The following is a 19198-nucleotide window of genomic DNA, read 5'->3' as shown; positions in this document are numbered from 1 at the left end:
CCCGCGGCTGGGGCGGCGCCGCTCGTGGCGATAACGTGATCGCATGGCGATGCGGTGGACGCTGGGCTGTGACGCCGCCGATCCGCACCGGATGGCGGCATTCTGGGCGGAAGCCCTCGGTTACATTCCCGAACCCGGTTACGACGAGCCGGACGGCGCCTCGATCGTCGATCCGGACGGGGCGGGCCCGGCCATCAGCTTCTTGCGGGTACCCGAGGGCAAGACCGCCAAGAACCGGATGCACATCGACATCCGGGTGCCCGCCGGGCCGTCGGGGGCTCCGTCCGAGCACGAGCGCGGCATTCGCGAGAAGGCGGACAGCCTCGTCCGGGCCGGGGCGACGATCGTGCGGGAACAGTCGTACGGCGGGCGGTTCAGCCACGTCGTCATGCACGATCCCGAGGGCAACGAGTTCTGCGTGGCCTGAGGCGGCCCGTCACACCGGGGCGGTGGTCACGACCCGTCGCGGGCAGCGCCTCCGATCACCACCAGTAGTTGTCCTGTGACAGGTATGGGGCCTCCAATCCGGCGACCTCCTCGTCGGTGAGCGGTCCGGCCCAGCCGCGTGAACTCCACCCCGGTCCTCCCGACCTCAAACCCCAGATCACGCGGTACGCGCACCGGCGTCCACCCGTCTCCACGGCGTTCGACCCGGCGCGGTTCGCAGCGGGCTACGAATGCGCGCCCTCAGCCCCGCCGACCTCGACCCGGTCGAGACCGTACCCTGGAAGATCTTTCCGGGCGGACCGTGAGACGCTTCCGGGGTGACAGCAGCCGAGCCCGCGCCAGCGGTGCGCCGTGGCCGTGGGCGGCCCGGATACGACCAGGCGGCGGTTCTGCGGACGGCGGTCGCCCTGTTCAACCGCAAGGGGTACGACGCGACGAGCATCGGTGACCTGGCCGCCGAGCTGGGCCTGAGCAAGGCGGCGATCTACCACCACTTCGCCAGCAAGGACGACCTGCTCCGGCTGGCTCTGGGCGACGCCCTCGACGAGCTGACCGCGGTGGTGTCGGCGGCGACCCACGCGGACGACGGCAGCAGCGCCCACGACCGGCTGCGTGAGGTGGTCCGCCGGTCGGTGGAGGTGCTCGTGGCCCACCAGCCCGCCGTCACGCTGCTGCTGCGGGTGCGGGGCAACACCCCGGTCGAGGTCGACGCCCTGAAACGGCGCCGCTGGCTGGACGACCAGCTCGCCGGGCTGGTCCGGGACGCGGTCGCCGAGGGGGCGCTGCGCGACGACCTGCCGCCGGAACTGGTCAGCCGGCTGCTGTTCGGCATGGTGAACTCGCTGGTCGAGTGGTACAGGCCGGAGGGCACCCACGACGCGGCGACGGTCGCGGCGACGGTGGCCGCGGTCGCCTTCGACGGCCTGCTGCGCCGCTGAGACGCCGCCGCCTGCTGCGCCGCTGAGACGCCGCCGCCTGCTGCGCCGCTCAAATGCCGCCGCCTGCTGCGCCGCTCAAATGGCGGCGCTTGAACGCCGCGCCGCTGAAATGCCGCGCCGCTGAAATGCCGCGCCTGAAACGCCACCGGCTGCGCTCAGGCGTCGTAGTCGACGGTGACCGTGTCGCTGACGGGGAAGCTCTGGCAGGTCAGCACGAATCCGGCGGCGATCTCCCGCTCTTCCAGGGCATAGTTGCGGCGCATGTCCACCTCGCCGTCGCGGACCAGGGCCCGGCAGGTGCCGCAGACGCCGCCCTTGCAGGCGAACGGGAGGTCGGCGCGGCTCGCCTGGGCGCCATCCAGGATCGTGACATCCTTCGAGACCGTGACGGTGGCCCGCCGGCCGTCGAGCACGGTGGTCAGCGCCGCCGTACTGCCGGTGATCTCCGCGTCGGGACGGTGCGGCCGGGGCGGTGGCGCGTCGACGTAGAACAGTTCGACGTGGACCCGGTCGGCCGGCACACCCAGTTCGGTGAGCACGGCGCGGGCGTCGGTGATCATCGGCAGGGGACCGCAGAGCCAGACGTGGTCGAACGCCTCGGCCGGGATCACGTCGGTCAGCAGCCGGTGCAGCCGGTCGCGGTCCAGGCGGCCGGAGAACAGCTCCACCTCGCGGGGCTCCCGGGACAGCACGTGCGCGACCTGCAGGCGCGGACCGTACCGGTTCTTCAGGTCGCCGATCTCCTCGGCGAACATGACCGTGTTGCTGCTGCGGTTGCCGTAGAGCAGCGACACCCGGGCGCCCGGATGGGTCAGGACGGTGGCGGCGATCGACAGCAGCGGCGTGATCCCGGAACCGGCGGCGATCAGCAGGTGCCGCTCACCGAGCGCCGGGTCGGCGTGCCACGCCCCGGTGGGGGTCTGCACCTCGATGACCGTGCCCGGCCGGACGTCGTGAACCAGCCACGACGAGAACAGGCCGTCCGGGATCTCGCGGACGCCGATGCGCGGCGCCTGCCCGGCCGGCGCGCAGATCGAGTAGGTGCGGCGTTCCTCCCGCCCGTCGATCACGCGGCGCAGAGTGAGTGACTGCCCGGCCCGGAACGCGTACGCCTCCCGCAGCTCTTCGGGAACCGTGAACGTCACCGCGACCGCGTCGTCGCACAGGCGCTCGACGGCGGCGACCCGCAACGGGTGGAAGGCGGTGCGGGTGCGGACGGCGGCGGTCACTCACAGCTCCTTGACGTGGTCGAACGGTTCGAGACAGTCCGCGCAGCGGTAGAGGGCCTTGCAGGCGGTGGAGCCGAATTCGGAGACCCTCTCGGTACGGGCGGAGCCGCACCGTGGGCACGTCAGCGCCCGCCGGGCCGGCCCCAGCGTGAGCGGAACCGGCCCGGCGGGGCGGTTCGCGGGGCCGGGTGGGGAGAGACCGGCGGCGCGCAGGGCGGCCCGTCCCGTCTCGGTGATCCAGTCGCTGGACCAGGCCGGATCGAGGACGACGCGAACCTCGACCCGGGCGAATCCGGCGTCGGTGAGCCGGTGCACGAGGTCGTCACGCATCGTGGCCATGGCCGGGCATCCCGAATACGTCGGAGTGATCGACGCGACCACGACGTCGCCCTCGACCCGCACGTCGCGGAGGATGCCCAGGTCGGCGAGGGTCAGCATCGGCATCTCGGGGTCGCGGACGGCGGCGGCGACGGCGGCGGCCCGCTCGCGGACGGTCACCATCGGCCGCACGGGTGGGCGCGGGCGACCACCTGCATCTCGGCCAGCATCCGGCTCAGCGCCTCGGTGTGCAGCCCGTCGCGGCCGGCGCGGCCGCCGACCCCGGCCAGCGGTGCCCGCTGCGGGCGGTCCACCTCGGCGACGGCGAGCACCTGGTCCAGGACCACCTCGGTCTCGGCGGCGATGGTGGCCGGGTCGACGCCGACGCCCGCGGCGGCCAGTGACCGTTCCACCGGATGGGTGGCGGTCAGTTCGGCGCGCAGCGGCCAGAGTTGTTCCAGCGCGGCGAGCAACCGGCGCCGGGACTCGGCGGTGCCCCGCGCCAGGGTGACGAACCAGCGGCCGGCCCAGTCGCGGTGGTAGGTCAGCTCCTTGACGCCTTTGGCGGCGACCGCGGCGAGCACCGCGTCGCCGCTGCCGCGCAGCTCTTGCAGGATCGCCAGCCGGGCGATCGAGAAGAGCAGCAGACGTACGACCACGTGCGCGAAGTCGCCGTTGGGCACCTCGGCGAGGCGTACGTTGCGGAACCGCCCGGCGTCACGGAAGAACGCCAGGGCGTCCTCGGCCGGCACCGGTGACCCCTCCGGCAACGGCGGCACGATCGACGGGTCGGCGGCCGCGGCCCGGGCCAGCAGCAGCCGTGCCTGGCCGAGCAGGTCGAGGGCGAAGTTGGCCAGCGCGATGTCCTCTTCGAGCTCGGGCGCGCGGCTGCACCACTCGGCCAGCCGTTGCGAGAGCACGAGGGTGTCGTCGCCGAGCATCAGGCAGTAGACGGCCAGCTCCGCGCCGTCGATCCCGGCCGGGACCGTGGTGTCGACACCGGCGAGCGGATCCTCGAAGTCGGTGCCGAACGCCCACTGCGACGAGTCGCCGCCGAGCAGGCCGTCGTAGACGCTGTCGTCGTTCATGGGTCCTTCTCACATGTGCGGGACGTCGGCGGGGATCTCGTAGAACGTCGGATGGCGGTAGACCTTGTCGCCGCTCGGCGCGAACAACGGATCCTTCTCGTCCGGGCTGGACGCGGTGATCGCCTCGGCGCGGACCACCCAGATGCTGACGCCCTCGTTGCGGCGGGTGTAGACGTCGCGGGCGTGCGACAGGGCGAACGCGTCGTCGGGGGCGTGCAGGGAGCCGACGTGCACGTGGTTGAGCCCGCGCTTTCCGCGGACGAACACCTCGTAGAGCGGCCAGTCGCCGCGGCCGGGGTTCACCGGGCGGCCTTTTCCGCGAAGGCGGTGGCCGCTTCGCGTACCCATGCTCCGTCCTCATGTGCGGCCCGGCGGTGGGCCATGCGCTCGGCGTTGCAGGGGCCGTTGCCGCGGATCACGGCGGTCAGCTCGGCCCAGTCCGGTTCGCCGAAGTCGTAGTGGTCCCGGTCGGCGTTCCACCGCAGCCGCGGGTCGGGCAGGGTGACGCCGAGCGCCTCGGCCTGCGGCACGGTCATGTCGACGAACCGCTGCCGCAGCTCGTCGTTGGAGTTGCGTTTGATGCCCCAGGCCATCGACTGCCCGCTGTTGGGCGACTGGTCGTCGGGCGGGCCGAACATCATCAGCGACGGCCACCAGAAGCGGTCGACCGACTCCTGCACCATGGCCCGCTGCTCCTCGGTGCCGCGCATCATCGTCATCAGCAGCTCGTAGCCCTGCCGCTGGTGGAAGGACTCCTCCTTGCAGATGCGGATCATGGCCCGGCCGTAGGGGCCGTAGGAGGTGCGGCACAGCGGGACCTGGTTGCAGATCGCGGCGCCGTCGACGAGCCAGCCGATGGTGCCCACGTCGGCGTACGAAAGGGTGGGGTAGTTGAAGATCGACGAGTATTTCTGCTTCCCGGACAGCAGCAGCTCGACCAGCTCGGCGCGGGAGATGCCGAGGGTCTCGCAGGCGGAGTAGAGGTAGAGCCCGTGGCCGGCCTCGTCCTGCACCTTGGCCAGCAGGATCGCCTTGCGGCGCAGCGACGGGGCCCGGCTGATCCAGTTGCCCTCCGGCTGCATGCCGATGATCTCGGAGTGGGCGTGCTGCGCGATCTGCCGGATGAGGGTCTTGCGGTAGCCGTCGGGCATCCAGTCGCGCGGCTCGATGCGGTCGTGATGCGCGATCGTGGCGTCGAACTCCGCCTGTAGAAGGGCGTCCGTCATTGGCACCTCCACGCATCTACTTACCGGGCGATTTACTTACCGATCGGTCTGTAATACCGTGACACGAGTCTGCCGCATCGCGCAACCATCAGCCGTAGGAGGAAAGCGTGAGCACGCTGCTGGAGAGCTACGCCGCCGGACGCTGGTTCCGCGCCGCCGCCGAGGGCGACCCGCTGCTGGACGCCGCCACCGGCGAGGAGGTCGCCCGCATCTCCAGCCGTGGGCTCGACATCGGCGCCATGGTCGCCCACGCGCGGACGGTCGGCGGGCCGGCGCTGCGGGCGCTCACCTTCCACCAGCGCGCCGCCGCCCTCAAAGCGCTGGCCAAACATCTGATGGCCGGCAAGGACGAGTTCTACGCGCTGTCCGTGCGGACCGGCGCGACCACCCGTGACACCGCCGTCGACGTCGACGGCGGCATCGGCACCCTGTTCAGCTTCGCCGGCAAGGGCACCCGCGAGCTGCCCAACGACACGATCGTCATCGACGGCGCCGTGGAACGCCTAGGCAAGGCCGGCACCTTCGTCGGGCAGCACGTCTTCACCTCACGGCCCGGCGTCGCCGTACAGATCAACGCCTTCAACTTCCCCGTCTGGGGCATGCTGGAGAAGCTCGCTCCGGCCTTCCTCGCCGGCCTGCCCACCATCGTCAAACCGGCCAGCCAGACCGCCTACCTCACCGAACTCGTGGTCCGGCGGATCATCGAGTCCGGCCTGCTTCCGGAAGGCAGCCTGCAGCTGATCACCGGCAGCGCCGGCAGCCTGCTCGACGAGCTGACCGAGCAGGACTCGGTGGCCTTCACCGGCTCCGCCCACACCGCAGGCATCCTGCGCCGCCACCCCAACGTCCTCGATGGGGGCGTCCGGCTCGGTGTCGAGGCCGACTCGCTGAACTGCTCGATCCTCGGCCCGGACGTGCGCGCCGACGACCCCGAGTTCGACCTGTTCGTCAAGGGCGTCGTCACCGAGATGACGGTCAAGGCGGGCCAGAAATGCACCGCCATCCGCCGGGTCATCGTGCCGTCCACGATCGCCGACCAGGTCGTCGGCGCCCTCGCCGACCGGCTCTCGAAGATCACCGTCGGCGATCCGCGCAACCCCGACGTACGGATGGGCGCGCTCGCCAGCCTCGGCCAGCGCGACGAGGTCCGCAAAGCCGTCGAAGCGCTGCGGGCCGGCTCCGAGATCGTCGTCGGCGACCCGGCCGGGCAGCCGCTGCTGGACGGCGACGCCGAACGCGGCGCCTTCTTCACCCCACTGCTGTTGCGGGCCACGCCGGGCGCCACCGAACCGCACAACGTCGAACCGTTCGGCCCGGTCAGCACCGTGCTCACCTACGACGGCCTGGACGAGGCGGTCGCCCTGGCGGCCCGCGGCAAGGGCAGCCTCGTCGCCTCCGTCGCCACCCACGACCCGGCCGTCGCCCGGACCGTCGTCCTCGGCCTGGCGCCGTGGCACGGCCGGGTGCTCCTGCTCGACCGCGACGACGCCAAGGAGTCCACCGGACACGGCTCGCCGCTGCCGATGCTCGTGCACGGCGGCCCCGGCCGGGCCGGCGGCGGCGAGGAGCTCGGCGGCGTCCGCGCGGTCCTCGGCCACATGCAGCGGACCGCGATCCAGGCGTCACCCGACCTGCTCACCGCGGTCACCGGCCGTTGGACCACGGGCGCCTCGCAGCGTACGGAGGACGTGCACCCGTTCCGCAAGAGCCTCGCCGAGCTGCGGATCGGCGACACCATCCGGTCCGGCGGGCGCACCGTCGGTCTCGCCGACATCGAACACTTCGCCGAGTTCACCGGCGACACCTTCTACGCGCACACCGACGCCGAGGCCGCCGCCCGCAACCCGCTCTTCGGCGGCATCGTCGCCCACGGCTACCTGGTCGTCTCCCTGGCCGCCGGACTGTTCGTCGAGCCGTCGCCGGGCCCGGTCCTGGCCAACTACGGCGTCGACAACCTGCGCTTCCTCACCCCGGTCAAGGTCGACGACACCATCGCGGTCACCCTGACGGTCAAGGAGATCAAGCCGCGCGACAGCGCCGACTACGGCGAGGTCCGGTGGGACGCCGTGGTCACCAACCAGGAGGACCAGCCGGTCGCCACGTACGACGTGCTCACCCTCGTGGCCAAGACCTGGCCGGCCGAGGGCTGACCGCCCGCACGCCACGATGCCGCCGTCATCGGCGATGATCAGCGGCGGCGGGTTCACCGCCGAAGGCATCGTGGCGTGCGCCACCGCGTCGAGGGGAAACCGATGAAGAGCACCGCAGACCTGTACGACGAGCACGGCGACCGTCTCGAGTCCTGCGACACCCAACTGCGCCAGTACGGTGGCGTCGCCGGGTTCGCCGGGCCCGCCGTCACCGTCTCGTGCTTCCAGGACAACGCCCTGCTCAAGTCGGTGCTCGGCGAACCCGGCGGCGGCCGCGTCCTGGTCGTCGACGGCGGAGGCTCGGTGCACACCGCCCTCATGGGTGACGTCATCGCCGGGCTCGCCGTCGGCAACGGCTGGGCCGGCGTGATCATCAACGGAGCGGTCCGGGACGTGGCCGCCCTGCGGGAGCTGCCGATCGGGATCAAGGCGCTCGGTTCCAACCCGCGCAAGAGCGGCAAGACCGGGGCGGGGCGGCGTGACGGCGTGATCGAATTCGGTGGCTGCCGGTTCACGCCCGGCGCCGAGGTCGTCAGCGACGACGACGGCATCGTGGTGCTGCCGCTCGACGGGTCGGCGCGCGACAGCTGAGCGCCGCGCGGTGAGAAAGACCTGCCCGGCCGCGACGACTCGTCGGTGACCGCCGGCGGCCCCTGACACCGTCCATGAATGCCACCGCGTGGCGCCGGCCAGCCGAGATGCGAAACCGCTGGGTGGCGTCGGCTGGCTGGGATGTGGAGCTGCTGGGTGGCGTCGGCCAGCCGAGATGCGGAACCGCTGCGACGATCACGGGTTCGCAGCACTCAGGAACGAATCCCTATCCGATGAGACGGACACGGCTCACGGCTGTATGTGTGGTCCGGCAACATGACACCCGCAACGGGTGTCATCACATCCACAACGGGTGTCGCGTTCTGACCGGAAACTATCCTGACTGTGGGCGCAGGAGGCTGTCCAGGCGGACCAGATCCGGGCTGGGGCGGAGGTATCGCTGGTGAGCCGGCGGGGAGGGTGCCCCGACAGCCGCACTCGCTATCACCAATGGTGAGGCGTCGTCGCATACCGGGCCTTCCTCATCACCCCAACCAGCGACAACCGCGACCAGGCCAGGTTTCACGCTCAGCGTGATCAACCCCGGGTTGTGAGGACTCAGAGCGCACATCGCCCTGGACGCCGGCCCGTCGGCCGCCGCGGAATGATGACGGCTCGACTTATGCGAGTAATGACCGTTTTGTCGGATCTTGGCGTTAGCCTCGGGGTGTTTCGTCCTTTCTGTTCAAGGAGGTCGCCCGGATGCGCAGATTCGCCACCGTCGCCGGGGTCGTCGTCATCACGTCGCTGCTGCCGCCGCCGATCGCGCGCAGCGGAATACCGGATCCCATCCCCAGCCCGTCGTCCGACGGTGACGCCGACGCCGTCGTTCTGCGGATCCTCGGTCCACTCGGGACTCCCGTCACGCCTTCGCCCAGTGCCAGCCGGCCGGTGACCAGTCCGCCCACCACCCGGCCGGTGCCGACCGTCAGCCAGCCCGTTCCGACCGTCAGCCAAGCGTTCCCGACCGTCAGCCAGGAGGTGCCCACCTCCGCAGGGCCGGTCGCCGGCTCGCCTGTGCCCACCGGCGGCCGGCCGGGCCCCGATCTGCCGCCTGCGCCCACCGGCAAGCCGGCACCTGTCCGCCCGGCGCAGGTCACCAAGCCGTACGTCCCGGCCATCACGCCCGCCACCACCCGGCCGGCCGTCACGCCCGCCACCACCCAGCCGGCCGTCACGCCGGCGACCGAGCCGGTCCATGCCGAACCTGCAGTGAAGCCCGTGGCCAAGCCTGCGACCAAGCCGTTGGCGAAGCCGGTCGCGAAGCCTGCCGCCAAGCCGGTGGCCAAGCCGGTCGCCAAGCCGGTCGTGAAGCCGGTGGCCAAGCCGGTCGCGAGGCCGGTGGCCAAGCCGGTCGTGAAGCCGGTGGCCAAGCCGGTCGTGAAGCCGGTGGCCAAGCCGGTCGCGAAGCCTGCGGCCAAGCCGGTCGGGAGGCCGGTGGCCAAGCCGGTCGCGAAGCCCGCCGGTGTGAGGGCTCACCAGCAGCGGAATCGGCCGCATCGCGACGGGTCCGGGCAGCACCGGCGCCGCCATGATCGGCCGGTGTTCCTCGATGACCTGGACCCCGGGCTGGTGGGGCTGGCCGGCGGCGGTGGGCATCCGTTCGGGCCGCTGGATCTGCCTGACCTGTGCGACTCCGCGATGGACTGCATGCCTTTGTCGTGGCCGGGCGCTTTGCCGACCGTACCGATGGATGGCTGGGGTCTGGATCTGGAGGACCTCGCCTGGTGACCCGAAGCTTTTGCATGATCTGTCGAAAGTTCGATGTGGATCCTAAGGAAGCTATGGACAGTTAAATCAATCACTTCTACTGTGGCGCATGTAACACATCGACGAAACACCGATGTGACTTTGGCGGCCGCGGCGCGCTGCGGCGTGCGGATATGAGGTCAAACCGTGCGTATGACGATCGATCCTCCCTACCTGCGGCTGCTGCGCCTGCTGCGCAACGAGGGCGCCACGTCGCGGGCCGAGCTGGCCGATCGCCTGCAACTTCCCCGGCCGCGGCTGCTCGCCGAAGTGGAGCGCCTGGTCGCCGCCGGCTATCTCGTCGAGGCCGGGATGGCGGCCTCCCGGGGCGGGCGACGCTCGACGCTCGTCGAACTGCATCCGCGGCTGCGGTTCGCCGCGGTCGATCTGGGCGCCAGCTCGATCGACGTGGAGGTGACCAACGCCCGGCTGGAGCCGGTCGCCGCCTACACCGAGGAGGCCGACATCCGCTCCGGCCCCAAGGCCATCCTGCACCGGGTCAACGAGCTCCTGGCCAAGGCGCGGGTGGACGGGGTCTACGACCGGCTCGACGCGATCGGGATCGGCGTGCCGGGCCCGGTCAGCTTCCGCGACGGAGTGCCCGTCTCGCCGCCGATCATGCCGGGCTGGGACCGGTTCGGGGTCCGTGAGCTGCTCACCCGTGAGCACGGCTGCCCGGCGGTCGTCGACAACGACGTGAACATCATGGCCGTGGGCGAGCAGCACGGGGGAGTGGCGCACAGCGTTCAGGACTTCCTGTTCGTGAAGATCGGCACCGGCATCGGCTGCGGCATCTACCTCAACGACGACGTCTACCGCGGCACCGACGGCTGCGCCGGGGACATCGGGCACATCCAGGTCGACCCGCACGGTCCGATGTGCTCGTGCGGCAACGTCGGCTGCCTGGAGGCGCTGTTCAGCGGCACGGCGCTGGCGCGGGACGCGATGGTGGCCGCCCGGGCCGGCGGCTCCCCGGCGCTCGCCGACCGGCTGGCCGTCAACGGCGTGCTCACCGCCCGGGACGTCGCCGAGGGTGCCACCGAGGGCGACGTCACCTGCATCAAGCTGATCCGGGAGGGCGGGCACAAGCTCGGGTCCGTGCTCGCCTCCCTGGTCAGCTTCGCCAACCCGTCCATGATCGTCATCGGGGGAGGGCTCGCTCAGTTGGGTCACATACTGCTGGCGGAGATCCGCAGCGCGGTCTACCGCCGATCGCTGCCACTGGCCACCGGCAACCTGCCGATCGTGCTGTCCGAGCTCGGCTCCCGCGCCGGGGTGACCGGCGCGGCCGTGCTGGCCAGCGACGTCGCCTTCGAGCAGGCCTCATGAACGGGCGCACGGGTGGACCGTCGGGCCGGGGTGTGAACCGCCGGAGCGAATCGAGGGTGCCGGAATGAGTGAGCACGAGGTCGTCCTGCGGCTCACCGATCTGGTGAAGACCTTCCCCGGGGTGCGGGCCCTGGACGGGGTGCAACTGGAGGTCCGGGCCGGCGAGGTGCACTGTCTGCTCGGGCAGAACGGCGCCGGCAAATCCACTCTGATCAAGGTGCTGTCCGGGGTGCACCGCCCGGACGCCGGCACGGTCGAGTGGCTCGGCGAACCGGTCGCGTTCGCCGGCCCGCAAGCCGCCATGAAGGCCGGCATCGCCACCATCTACCAGGAGCTCGACCTGGTCGACGACCTCAACGTCTCGGAGAACGTGTTCCTCGGTCACGAACCGCGGCGGTTCGGCTTCATCCGCCGCGGCGCCATGGCCGACCGCGCCCGGCGGATCCTGGGCTCGCTCGGCCACGAGGAGATCCCGGTCCGCCGGATGGTCTACGCCCTCCAGTCCGCCGGCAAACAGGTGGTCAGCATGGCCCGGGCACTGTCCCAGGAGGCCCGACTGCTGATCATGGACGAGCCCTCCGCGGTGCTCGCCCACGACGAGGTGGAGAACCTGTTCCGCATCATCCGCACCCTGACCGCGCAGGGCATCGCGGTCATCTACATCTCGCACCGGCTGGAGGAGATCCGGCAGATCGGCGACCGGGTCACCGTCCTCAAGGACGGGCGCACCACCGCCGCGAACCTGTCCGCCGCGACCACCCCCACCAGCGAACTGGTCAGCCGGATGACCGGCCGCACCATCGAGTACGTGTTCCCGCCGCGCCCGCCCGCGCCGCCGGAACGGCGGGAACTGCTGCGGGCGCGTGACCTGACCCGGGCCGGCGAGTTCCGGGACGTCTCGCTCACCGTCGCGGCCGGCGAGATCGTCGGCATCGCCGGGCTGGTCGGCTCCGGCCGCTCCGAGCTGCTGGAAACCCTGTACGGGGCCCGGCGCCCGGACAGCGGAACCGTCGAACTCGACGGACGTGCCCTGCGCCCCGGAAACGTCGGCGCCGCGGTCCGCGCCGGCATGGGCATGGCCCCCGAGGAGCGCAAGAGCCAGGCCCTGCTGCTCGGCGAACCGATCTACCGCAACATGACGCTGGCGACCTTCTCCCGTCTGGCGCGGGCCGGGTTCACCAACGCCCGCCGGGAACGCGCCGCCGCCGACCGGGTGGCGACATCGCTGGACATGCGGCCCCGCGACGTCCGCCGCCCGGTGCGCACCCTGTCCGGCGGCAACCAGCAGAAGGTCGTGGTCGGCCGGTGGCTGCTCGGTGACACCCGGCTGCTGCTGCTCGACGAGCCGACCCGCGGCGTGGACGTCGGCGCCCGGGCCGAGCTGTACCGGGTGATCCGCGGTCTCGCCGCCGAGGGCGTCGGCGTGCTGCTGGTCTCCAGCGAGGTGCCCGAGGTGCTCGGCCTGTCCGACCGCGTGCTGGTGATGCGCGAGGGCCGGGTCGTCCGTGAGGCGCCGTCCGAAGAGCTCGACGAAGACACGGTCCTCGACCTCGTCATGGCGGGGTCGCTCATGGAAGGGGCGCCCGCGTGACCCTCAGCGAAGGCAAGGTGGAGGCCGCCGGCACGGCGCCACCCGACGGGGGTGACCGGCGGCGGTCGTGGGGCGGTGAGTCCGGCGAGTCGGTGACCCGCAACCTGATCCTGGTCGGTGTGCTGCTCGCCCTCATCGCCATCGGCGCGATCACGAAGCCGGAGCTCTACAGCGACTCCACCTGGGTGTGGAACAACATGCTGTCGATCCTCCAGCTCGCGTCGGTCGTCGGCGTGGTCACGGTCGGGATGACCTTCGTGATCATCGGCGGCGGCATCGACCTGTCGGTCGGCGCGATCGTGGCGCTCGCCGGTGTCTGGTGCACCACGGTGGCCACCCAGTCCTACGGCGCCGCCGGGATGATCTTCACGGCGATCACCGTCGGCGTGGCGGTCGGCATGATCAACGGCGTGCTCATCTCGTACGGTCGCCTGGTGCCCTTCATCGCCACCCTGGCGATGCTGGTCGCCGCCCGCGGCCTGGCCGCGGCGATCTCCGGGAAACAGACGCAGATCTCCTCCGACCAGTTCATCAACGGCATCGCCGCCGACAAGATCCTCGGCATCCCGCAGCTGGTCTACATCCTCGCCGCGGTGGCGGTGGCCGGCTGGGTGCTGCTCAACCGCACCACGTTCGGCCGGCGCACGGTCGCCGTCGGCGGCAACCCGGAAGCCGCCCGCCTGGCGGGCATCAACGTCAAACGCCACACCATGCTCCTGTACGGGCTGTCCGGCCTGTGCTGCGGCATCGCCGCGATCATGCTGACGTCCCAGGCGACCTCCGCGCAGGCGGCCATGGGCAACCTGTACGAGCTGGACGCGATCGCCGCCGCCATCATCGGTGGCACCCTGCTCAGCGGCGGCCGGGGCACCATCGTGGGCTCCATGCTCGGCGTGCTGATCTTCGCGACGATCACCAATCTGTTCGCCATCAACGGCCTCTCCACCGAGGCCCAGAACATGGTCAAGGGCGGCATCATCGTCGCCGCGGTCCTGGTTCAGCAGTTCCGCTTCAAGTCCGTCACCCAGTTCCTCGCCCGTCACAAGGTCACCTCCCACACGTGAACCCGCTCGTCCACAGGTGACCGCCGGCAGGGCGGCCGCCGGGTTCCGCACACCCTGATGACATAGGAGCCGATCATGGCAAAGTTCAATTCCGACCTGTCGCGACGCGGGCTGCTGCTCGGCGGCGCCGCGGTGGGCGCGGGCACCCTTCTCACCGCCTGCACCAGCAACGAGGCCTCGCCGACCGAAGCGCAGACCAAGGCCACGGACACCGGCGGCAACGCGGCCCCCGGCCAGAAGGTCGTCATCGGCTTCTCCGCGCCGGCGGCCGACCACGGATGGATCGGCGCCATCACCTCCAACGCCAAGGCTCAGGCCCAGGCGTACTCCGACGTGGAGTTCAAGTCGGTGGAGGCGGGCGCGGACGCCGCCGCCCAGCGTGCCGCCCTGTCCACCCTGGTCGGGCAGAAGCCCACCGTCATCGTGATGCTGCCCTACGACGGCAAGGAGCTGAACTCGGTCGGCCTCGCGGCGATGGCGGCCGGCATCCCGGTGGTGAACCTCGACCGGGCCTTCCCCGACGCCCGCGCCTACCGGACCCAGATCATGGGTGACAACTACGGCATGGGCGTCGCCGCGGCCGACTACATCATCACCCAGATGAGGGCCAAAGGCGTCAGCAACCCGATCATCGGCGAGATCGCCGGCATGGACGAGCTGGAGCTGACCCAGACGCGGTCCAAGGGCTTCTCCGACACCCTGAAAGCGGCCGGTTTCAAGATCGCCAACCGCCGGGCGGCCCGGTTCACCGTCGACTCCGGCCAGCAGGAGGCCTCCCAGCTGCTCCAGGCGCTGCCGAAGATGGACGCCCTCTGGAACCATGACGACGACCAGGGCGTCGGCGTGCTCGCCGCGATCAACCAGGCCGGCCGCAGCGAGTTCATCATGGTCGGCGGCGCCGGCTCGAAGAAGGCGATGGAGACGATCCAGGCCGACAACACGCCGCTCAAGGCCACGGTCACCTACAGCCCGTCGATGGCGTCCTCCGCCATCTCGCTGGCCCGGCTGATCGGCCAGAACAAGGGCATGGCCGACCTGGTGGAACTCCAGGTTCCCAAGGAGATCGTGCTGGCCTCGGAGACCATCACGAAGGAGAACGCGAGCGACTACATCAAGCTCGGGTTCTGACGCGCGTACCGGGGGGAGACCCATCTTGTCCACGCAATCGCACCTGCGGGTCGGCATGGTCGGCTACGCGTTCATGGGCGCCGCGCACTCACAGGCGTGGCGCACCGTGAACCGCTTCCACGACCTGCCCCTGCATGCCCGGATGACAGCGGTCTGCGGCCGCGACGAGGCGAAAGTCGCGGCCGCCGCGGCCCGGCTCGGCTGGGACGAGCACACCACCGACTGGCGTGCCCTGGTCGCTCGCGACGACATCGACCTCATCGACGTCTGCACCCCCGGCGACAGCCACGCCGAGATCGCCATCGCGGCCCTCGCCGCCGGCAAGCACGTCCTGTGCGAGAAGCCGCTGGCCAACACGATCGACGAGGCCCGGCAGATGGTGGCCGCCGCCGACCGGGCCGCCGCGTCGGGAGTCCGGTCGATGTGCGGGTTCAACTACCGCCGGGTGCCCGCGGTCGCGCTGATGCGCCGGATGGTGGCCGGCGGGCGGATCGGCGACATCCGGCACATCCGCGCCGCCTACCTCCAGGACTGGATCACCGATCCGCAGTTCCCGCTGGTCTGGCGGTTGCAGAAGGACAAGGCGGGCTCCGGCGCGCTGGGCGACATCGGCGCGCACATCATCGACCTCACCCAGTTCGTCACCGGTCAGCACATCACCGGGGTGACCGCGCTGACCGAGACGTTCGTCAAGGAACGGCCGCTGCCGCAGGCCTCCAGCGGGCTCAGCGCCGCGGCCGGTGACGGCAACGGATCCGCCGCCACCGGGCTGGTGACCGTCGACGACGCCGCGCTGTTCCTGGCCCGGCTCGACGGTGGCGCGGTCGCCACGTACGAGGCCACCCGCTTCGCCACCGGCCGCAAGAACGGGCTGCGGGTGGAGATCAACGGCTCGCTGGGGTCGGTCGCCTTCGACTTCGAGCGGATGAACGAGCTCGAGTTCTACGACGCCACCGGGCCGTCCACCGAACAGGGTTTCACCAGGATTTTGGTGACCGAACCGGAGCACCCGTACATGTCCGCCTGGTGGCCTCCCGGCCACGGGATCGGATACGAGCACTCCTTCACCCACCAGGCCCGCGACCTGATCGAGGCGATCGCCACCGGCGCCGCCCCGGCGCCGTCGTTCACCGACGCGCTCCAGGTGCAGCTGGTGCTGGACGCCGTTCTCCGGTCGGCCGGGCAGGGCTCCGGATGGACCGACGTGGAGCCGATCCTCGCGGAGGTGGCCGCCTGACCGCTGCTGATCGACCGGCCTCCCGCACGTCCGCGAGGGTCCGGACACGGTGCGCCCCGTGTCCGGACGGGCGGTGCGGGAGACGACCGCCACCCGGCGTGGCACGGACGGGATTCCCGGGCCGGGCCGGGTGAACCGCGGCAAACCCCCCTGGACCGGCAGGCGGAGCCGGAACGCCGCACCGGCTCCGCCTGCCCGCCGCCGCTGTCCCGGCGGCGCCGTCCGGCAACGCCAACGAATGCGGAGGAGTCATGTCCCTGGGTGTCTGGCTGGTCGGTGGCCGCGGCAGCGTCGCGGTCACCAGCATCGTCGGAGCTCTCGCCGTGCGCGCCGGCCTGGCCGCACCGACCGGGTGCGTCACCGAACTGCCGGGCCTGCGCGGCGCCGCCCTCCCCGGTTTCGGTGATCTCGTCTTCGGCGGCCACGATCCGTCCACGGTGCCGCTGACCAAGAGAGCCGAGGCCCTGTCCGACGCCGGGGTGGTGCCGGCGCGCCTGGTGGCCGCCGTGCAGGCCGACCTGGCCGCCCTGGACCCCGAGATCCGGCCGCTGCCGGACGGCCCGACCCAGGCGGCGAGGGCCGGCCTCGTCATCGCCGACCTGGTGGAGTTCCGGGAACGGCACCGGCTGGACCGGGTCGTCGTGGTGAACGTCGCCTCCACCGAGCCGGCCGCCGTACCGGACCCGGCGCACGCCGACCTGGCGCTGCTGGAGACCGCCCTCGGCGGGCGACGGCCGGTGCTGCCACCGAGCGCACTGCACGCCTACGCGGCACTGCGGGCCGGCTGCCCGTACGTCGACTTCACCCCGTCGACCGGCGCCCGGCTGCCGGCCCTCGACGAACTGGCCCGGCGGCAGGGGCTGCCCTACGCCGGCCGGGACGGCAAAACCGGAGAGACCCTGCTCAAGTCGGTGCTGGCGCCGATGTTCGCCCAGCGCAACCTGGACGTGCTCACGTGGTCCGGCGTCAACCTGCTCGGCGGTGGCGACGGCGCGAACCTCGCCGATCCGGCCGCCAACGACGCCAAGAGCGCCAGCAAACAGCGAGTGCTGCGGGAGACTCTCGGCCACCAGCCGCAGGGGACGGTCCGGATCGAGTACGTCGAGGACATCGGCAACTTCAAGACGGCCTGGGACCTGGTGACGTTCGCCGGTTTCCTGGGCACCCGGATGCGACTGGAGTTCACCTGGCACGGCTGCGACTCGGCGCTGGCCGCCCCGCTGGTGCTGGACCTGGCGCGGCTGACCGCGGCCGCGCACGCCGCCGGGCGATCCGGGGCCCTCACCGAGCTGGCGTTCTTCTTCAAGGATCCGCCGGGCGACGTCCCGCACGGCCTGGCCGACCAGTTCCGGATGCTGACCGATTTCGTCGCCGGTCTCGGCCAGGCCCCGGCATGAACGGCCGCCTGACCAGCCGGGATCCGGTGGCGCCGCGGGGCGCGGTGACGGCCGGGATCGTCGCGTTCCCGGTGTCGCGGGGCACGGTGACCGCCCGGGCCGGGCGTCCCGGTGCGGGTGTGGCGGCGGCCGGCGCCGCGGTCCTCGACGGTCCGCCGGCACGGAAGGCCGGCCCCACGTGAGCGGCCTGCGGTTCGGCTACGGCACCAACGGGTTCGCCAACCACCGGCTCGGCGACGCGCTCGCCGTGATAGCCGACCTCGGGTACGCGGGTGTGGCGCTCACCCTCGACCACGACCACCTGGATCCGTTCGCCGGTGACCTGGCGCGCCGGGTCGGCGAGGTGTCCGCGCGGCTGTCGTCGCTCGGCCTGTCCGTGGTGATCGAGACGGGTGCCCGTTACCTGCTCGATCCCTGGCGCAAACACTCGCCGACGCTGCTGGAACACGAGCGGGAGCTGCGGCTGGAGTTCCTGCGCCGGGCCGTCGACATCGGCGCCGACCTGGGGGCCGAGGCGGTGTCGTTCTGGGCCGGGATTCGCCCGGCCGACGTCACCGAGGACACCGCCTGGGACCGGCTCACCGACGGCTGCGCCCGGATCGTCGACGTCGCCCGGCGGCGCGGTGTGACGCTCGGATTCGAACCGGAGCCGGGCATGCTCGTGGCGGACATCGCCGGCTGGCGGCGGCTGCACGCGGCCCTCGGCTCGCCGGCGACGCTCGGCATCACGCTCGATATCGGGCATTGTCGATGTCTGGAGCCGGATCCGGTTCCTGACTGTGTCGCGTCGGTGGCGGGGCACCTGGTCAACGTTCAGATCGACGACATGAGGCGGGGCGTGCACGAGCACCTCGAATTCGGCGCCGGGGAGATCGACTTCCCGCCGGTGCTGGCGGCGCTGTCCGCGGCCGGGTACGCCGGGCTCGTCGCCGTGGAACTGCCCCGGCATTCGCACGCCGCCCCCACGGTGGCGGCCCGGTCCCTGGAATTCCTGCGGGCAGCGGAGAAGGACGGCCGGACCACTGAGCAGGGCGGCCGGACCACTGAGCAGGGCGGCCGGACCACTGAGCAGGGCAGCCGGACCACTGAGCAGGGCGGCCGGACCACTGGGCAGGGCAGCCGGTCTGCTGAGCAGGGCGGCCGCGCCACCGAGCGCTAGACGAGGAGGTGCCATGCACCAGAACGGCTGGCTCACCGACGCCGTAGCGCGGGTCCGCGACGACCCCCGGGCGATCGTGCGCCTGTTCGCCGCGGCGGGCCGCCACTGCCGGCCGGAGGAGGACGCCCGGACACGGCTGCTGCTCGCACTGCCGCCGGAGACGGTTCCGCACTGGGTGGACGACCTGTACCGGCACGGCGACGCGGCCGAGAGACTGGCCGTCCTCACGGCGCTGCCGTCGCTGCCGCTCGGGGCCGAGGCGGTGCCGCTGCTGCACGACGCGCTGCGCACCAACGACACCCGGCTGATCGCGGCGGCGCTCGGCCCGTACGCCCGGCATCTCGACCAGCACTCCTGGCGGCACGCCGTCCTGAAGTGCGTCTTCCTCGGCGTACCCCTGGAAAACGTCGACCACCTGGACGAACGCGCCGACCGTGAGCTGGCGTCGATGATCGCCGCACTGCACGCGGAGCGTGCGGCGGCCGGGCGTGAGCTGCCACCGGACGCGCGCCGCCTGCTCGACCGCATCCCCTGACCCCGTCCCCCTGGGAGGTCCC

Annotated in this window: 19 protein-coding genes; 14 read left to right on the top strand and 5 right to left on the bottom strand. The window is 71.7% G+C overall.

Going from position 1 to position 19198, the window contains the following annotated elements; translation table 11 throughout:
• Positions 1–43: 43 nt before the first annotated feature.
• Together AB0I88_RS00140 and AB0I88_RS00135 are read left to right on the top strand one after the other, a co-directional pair.
• Entirely contained in the window at positions 44–427 is a 384-nt protein-coding gene (locus AB0I88_RS00140) for a VOC family protein (protein ID WP_361016477.1), read from the top strand.
• A gap of 337 nt (positions 428–764) precedes the next feature.
• The gene (locus tag AB0I88_RS00135) at positions 765–1385 is read left to right on the top strand and encodes a TetR/AcrR family transcriptional regulator (protein ID WP_361016474.1); all 621 of its coding nucleotides are present in this window, start codon (positions 765–767) and stop codon (positions 1383–1385) included.
• Positions 1386–1540: 155 nt separating this feature from the next.
• Here the strand turns inward: AB0I88_RS00135 and paaE are convergent, their stop codons facing one another.
• The 5 genes from paaE to paaA all read right to left on the bottom strand — a co-directional run bounded on the left by paaE (position 1541) and on the right by paaA (position 5246).
• Entirely contained in the window at positions 1541–2614 is a 1074-nt protein-coding gene (gene paaE, locus AB0I88_RS00130; protein WP_361016471.1) for a 1,2-phenylacetyl-CoA epoxidase subunit PaaE, read from the bottom strand.
• Positions 2615–3115 (bottom strand): 1,2-phenylacetyl-CoA epoxidase subunit PaaD, encoded by a 501-nt coding sequence (paaD, locus tag AB0I88_RS00125; protein ID WP_361016468.1) that lies wholly within the window; start codon positions 3113–3115, stop codon positions 2615–2617.
• On the bottom strand, positions 3109–3873 hold the full coding sequence (gene paaC, locus AB0I88_RS00120) for a 1,2-phenylacetyl-CoA epoxidase subunit PaaC (RefSeq protein ID WP_361017113.1): 765 nt from the start codon (positions 3871–3873) through the stop codon (positions 3109–3111). Before paaC ends, paaD begins: the two co-directional genes overlap by 7 nt.
• Positions 3874–4029: 156 nt before the next feature.
• Positions 4030–4323 carry a 1,2-phenylacetyl-CoA epoxidase subunit PaaB gene (gene paaB / locus AB0I88_RS00115; RefSeq protein ID WP_361016465.1) on the bottom strand — a complete coding sequence of 98 codons (294 nt, stop codon included), beginning with the start codon at positions 4321–4323 and terminating at the stop codon, positions 4030–4032.
• Positions 4320–5246 (bottom strand): 1,2-phenylacetyl-CoA epoxidase subunit PaaA, encoded by a 927-nt coding sequence (gene paaA, locus AB0I88_RS00110; protein ID WP_361016463.1) that lies wholly within the window; start codon positions 5244–5246, stop codon positions 4320–4322. Before paaA ends, paaB begins: the two co-directional genes overlap by 4 nt.
• Before the next feature lie 107 nt (positions 5247–5353).
• Between paaA and paaZ the strand changes: the two genes are divergently transcribed.
• The 12 genes from paaZ to AB0I88_RS00050 all read left to right on the top strand — a co-directional run bounded on the left by paaZ (position 5354) and on the right by AB0I88_RS00050 (position 19176).
• Positions 5354–7396: a phenylacetic acid degradation bifunctional protein PaaZ gene (gene paaZ / locus AB0I88_RS00105; protein ID WP_361016460.1), complete on the top strand. Its 2043-nt coding sequence runs from the start codon at positions 5354–5356 to the stop codon at positions 7394–7396.
• A 102-nt stretch (positions 7397–7498) separates the two neighbouring features.
• Positions 7499–7987: a ribonuclease E activity regulator RraA gene (rraA, locus tag AB0I88_RS00100; RefSeq protein WP_361016457.1), complete on the top strand. Its 489-nt coding sequence runs from the start codon at positions 7499–7501 to the stop codon at positions 7985–7987.
• A 918-nt stretch (positions 7988–8905) separates the two neighbouring features.
• Complete coding sequence (locus AB0I88_RS00095; RefSeq protein WP_361016454.1) at positions 8906–9718, top strand: hypothetical protein; 813 nt, start codon at positions 8906–8908, stop codon at positions 9716–9718.
• A gap of 171 nt (positions 9719–9889) precedes the next feature.
• A complete protein-coding gene (locus tag AB0I88_RS00090) occupies positions 9890–11065 on the top strand; it encodes an ROK family protein (RefSeq protein WP_361016451.1) in 1176 nt (391 codons plus the stop codon).
• A 64-nt stretch (positions 11066–11129) separates the two neighbouring features.
• Positions 11130–12656: a sugar ABC transporter ATP-binding protein gene (locus AB0I88_RS00085; RefSeq protein WP_361016449.1), complete on the top strand. Its 1527-nt coding sequence runs from the start codon at positions 11130–11132 to the stop codon at positions 12654–12656.
• Between the two features lie 17 nt (positions 12657–12673).
• Positions 12674–13720 carry an ABC transporter permease gene (locus AB0I88_RS00080; protein WP_361017111.1) on the top strand — a complete coding sequence of 349 codons (1047 nt, stop codon included), beginning with the start codon at positions 12674–12676 and terminating at the stop codon, positions 13718–13720.
• A gap of 75 nt (positions 13721–13795) precedes the next feature.
• Positions 13796–14848 (top strand): substrate-binding domain-containing protein, encoded by a 1053-nt coding sequence (locus AB0I88_RS00075; protein WP_361016446.1) that lies wholly within the window; start codon positions 13796–13798, stop codon positions 14846–14848.
• A gap of 22 nt (positions 14849–14870) precedes the next feature.
• Positions 14871–16085 (top strand): Gfo/Idh/MocA family oxidoreductase, encoded by a 1215-nt coding sequence (locus AB0I88_RS00070; protein WP_361017109.1) that lies wholly within the window; start codon positions 14871–14873, stop codon positions 16083–16085.
• A 251-nt stretch (positions 16086–16336) separates the two neighbouring features.
• Positions 16337–17482 (top strand): inositol-3-phosphate synthase, encoded by a 1146-nt coding sequence (locus AB0I88_RS00065; protein WP_361016443.1) that lies wholly within the window; start codon positions 16337–16339, stop codon positions 17480–17482.
• Complete coding sequence (locus AB0I88_RS00060) at positions 17479–17664, top strand: hypothetical protein (RefSeq protein ID WP_361016440.1); 186 nt, start codon at positions 17479–17481, stop codon at positions 17662–17664. Before AB0I88_RS00065 ends, AB0I88_RS00060 begins: the two co-directional genes overlap by 4 nt.
• A complete protein-coding gene (locus AB0I88_RS00055; RefSeq protein ID WP_361016439.1) occupies positions 17661–18641 on the top strand; it encodes a sugar phosphate isomerase/epimerase family protein in 981 nt (326 codons plus the stop codon). Before AB0I88_RS00060 ends, AB0I88_RS00055 begins: the two co-directional genes overlap by 4 nt.
• Before the next feature lie 13 nt (positions 18642–18654).
• The gene (locus AB0I88_RS00050) at positions 18655–19176 is read left to right on the top strand and encodes an EboA domain-containing protein (RefSeq protein WP_361016436.1); all 522 of its coding nucleotides are present in this window, start codon (positions 18655–18657) and stop codon (positions 19174–19176) included.
• The last annotated feature ends 22 nt before the right edge of the window (positions 19177–19198 follow it).

It is taken from the genome of Actinoplanes sp. NPDC049802 (assembly GCF_040656595.1).
Classification (GTDB): Bacteria; Actinomycetota; Actinomycetes; order Mycobacteriales; family Micromonosporaceae; genus Actinoplanes.
This window is presented reverse-complemented; position numbering and strand designations above follow the sequence as displayed.

What these genes read in the sequence shown, in the direction of transcription:
- AB0I88_RS00140 (WP_361016477.1), top strand. Translation starts at nt 44, where the DNA reads ATGGCGATGCGGTGGACGCTGGGCTGTGACGCCGCCGATCCGCACCGG.
- paaD (WP_361016468.1), bottom strand. Translation starts at nt 3,115, where the DNA reads ATGGTGACCGTCCGCGAGCGGGCCGCCGCCGTCGCCGCCGCCGTCCGC.
- paaC (WP_361017113.1), bottom strand. Translation starts at nt 3,873, where the DNA reads ATGCTCGGCGACGACACCCTCGTGCTCTCGCAACGGCTGGCCGAGTGG.
- paaA (WP_361016463.1), bottom strand. Translation starts at nt 5,246, where the DNA reads ATGACGGACGCCCTTCTACAGGCGGAGTTCGACGCCACGATCGCGCAT.
- rraA (WP_361016457.1), top strand. Translation starts at nt 7,499, where the DNA reads ATGAAGAGCACCGCAGACCTGTACGACGAGCACGGCGACCGTCTCGAG.
- AB0I88_RS00090 (WP_361016451.1), top strand. Translation starts at nt 9,890, where the DNA reads ATGACGATCGATCCTCCCTACCTGCGGCTGCTGCGCCTGCTGCGCAAC.
- AB0I88_RS00085 (WP_361016449.1), top strand. Translation starts at nt 11,130, where the DNA reads ATGAGTGAGCACGAGGTCGTCCTGCGGCTCACCGATCTGGTGAAGACC.
- AB0I88_RS00075 (WP_361016446.1), top strand. Translation starts at nt 13,796, where the DNA reads ATGGCAAAGTTCAATTCCGACCTGTCGCGACGCGGGCTGCTGCTCGGC.
- AB0I88_RS00065 (WP_361016443.1), top strand. Translation starts at nt 16,337, where the DNA reads ATGTCCCTGGGTGTCTGGCTGGTCGGTGGCCGCGGCAGCGTCGCGGTC.
- AB0I88_RS00060 (WP_361016440.1), top strand. Translation starts at nt 17,479, where the DNA reads ATGAACGGCCGCCTGACCAGCCGGGATCCGGTGGCGCCGCGGGGCGCG.
- AB0I88_RS00050 (WP_361016436.1), top strand. Translation starts at nt 18,655, where the DNA reads ATGCACCAGAACGGCTGGCTCACCGACGCCGTAGCGCGGGTCCGCGAC.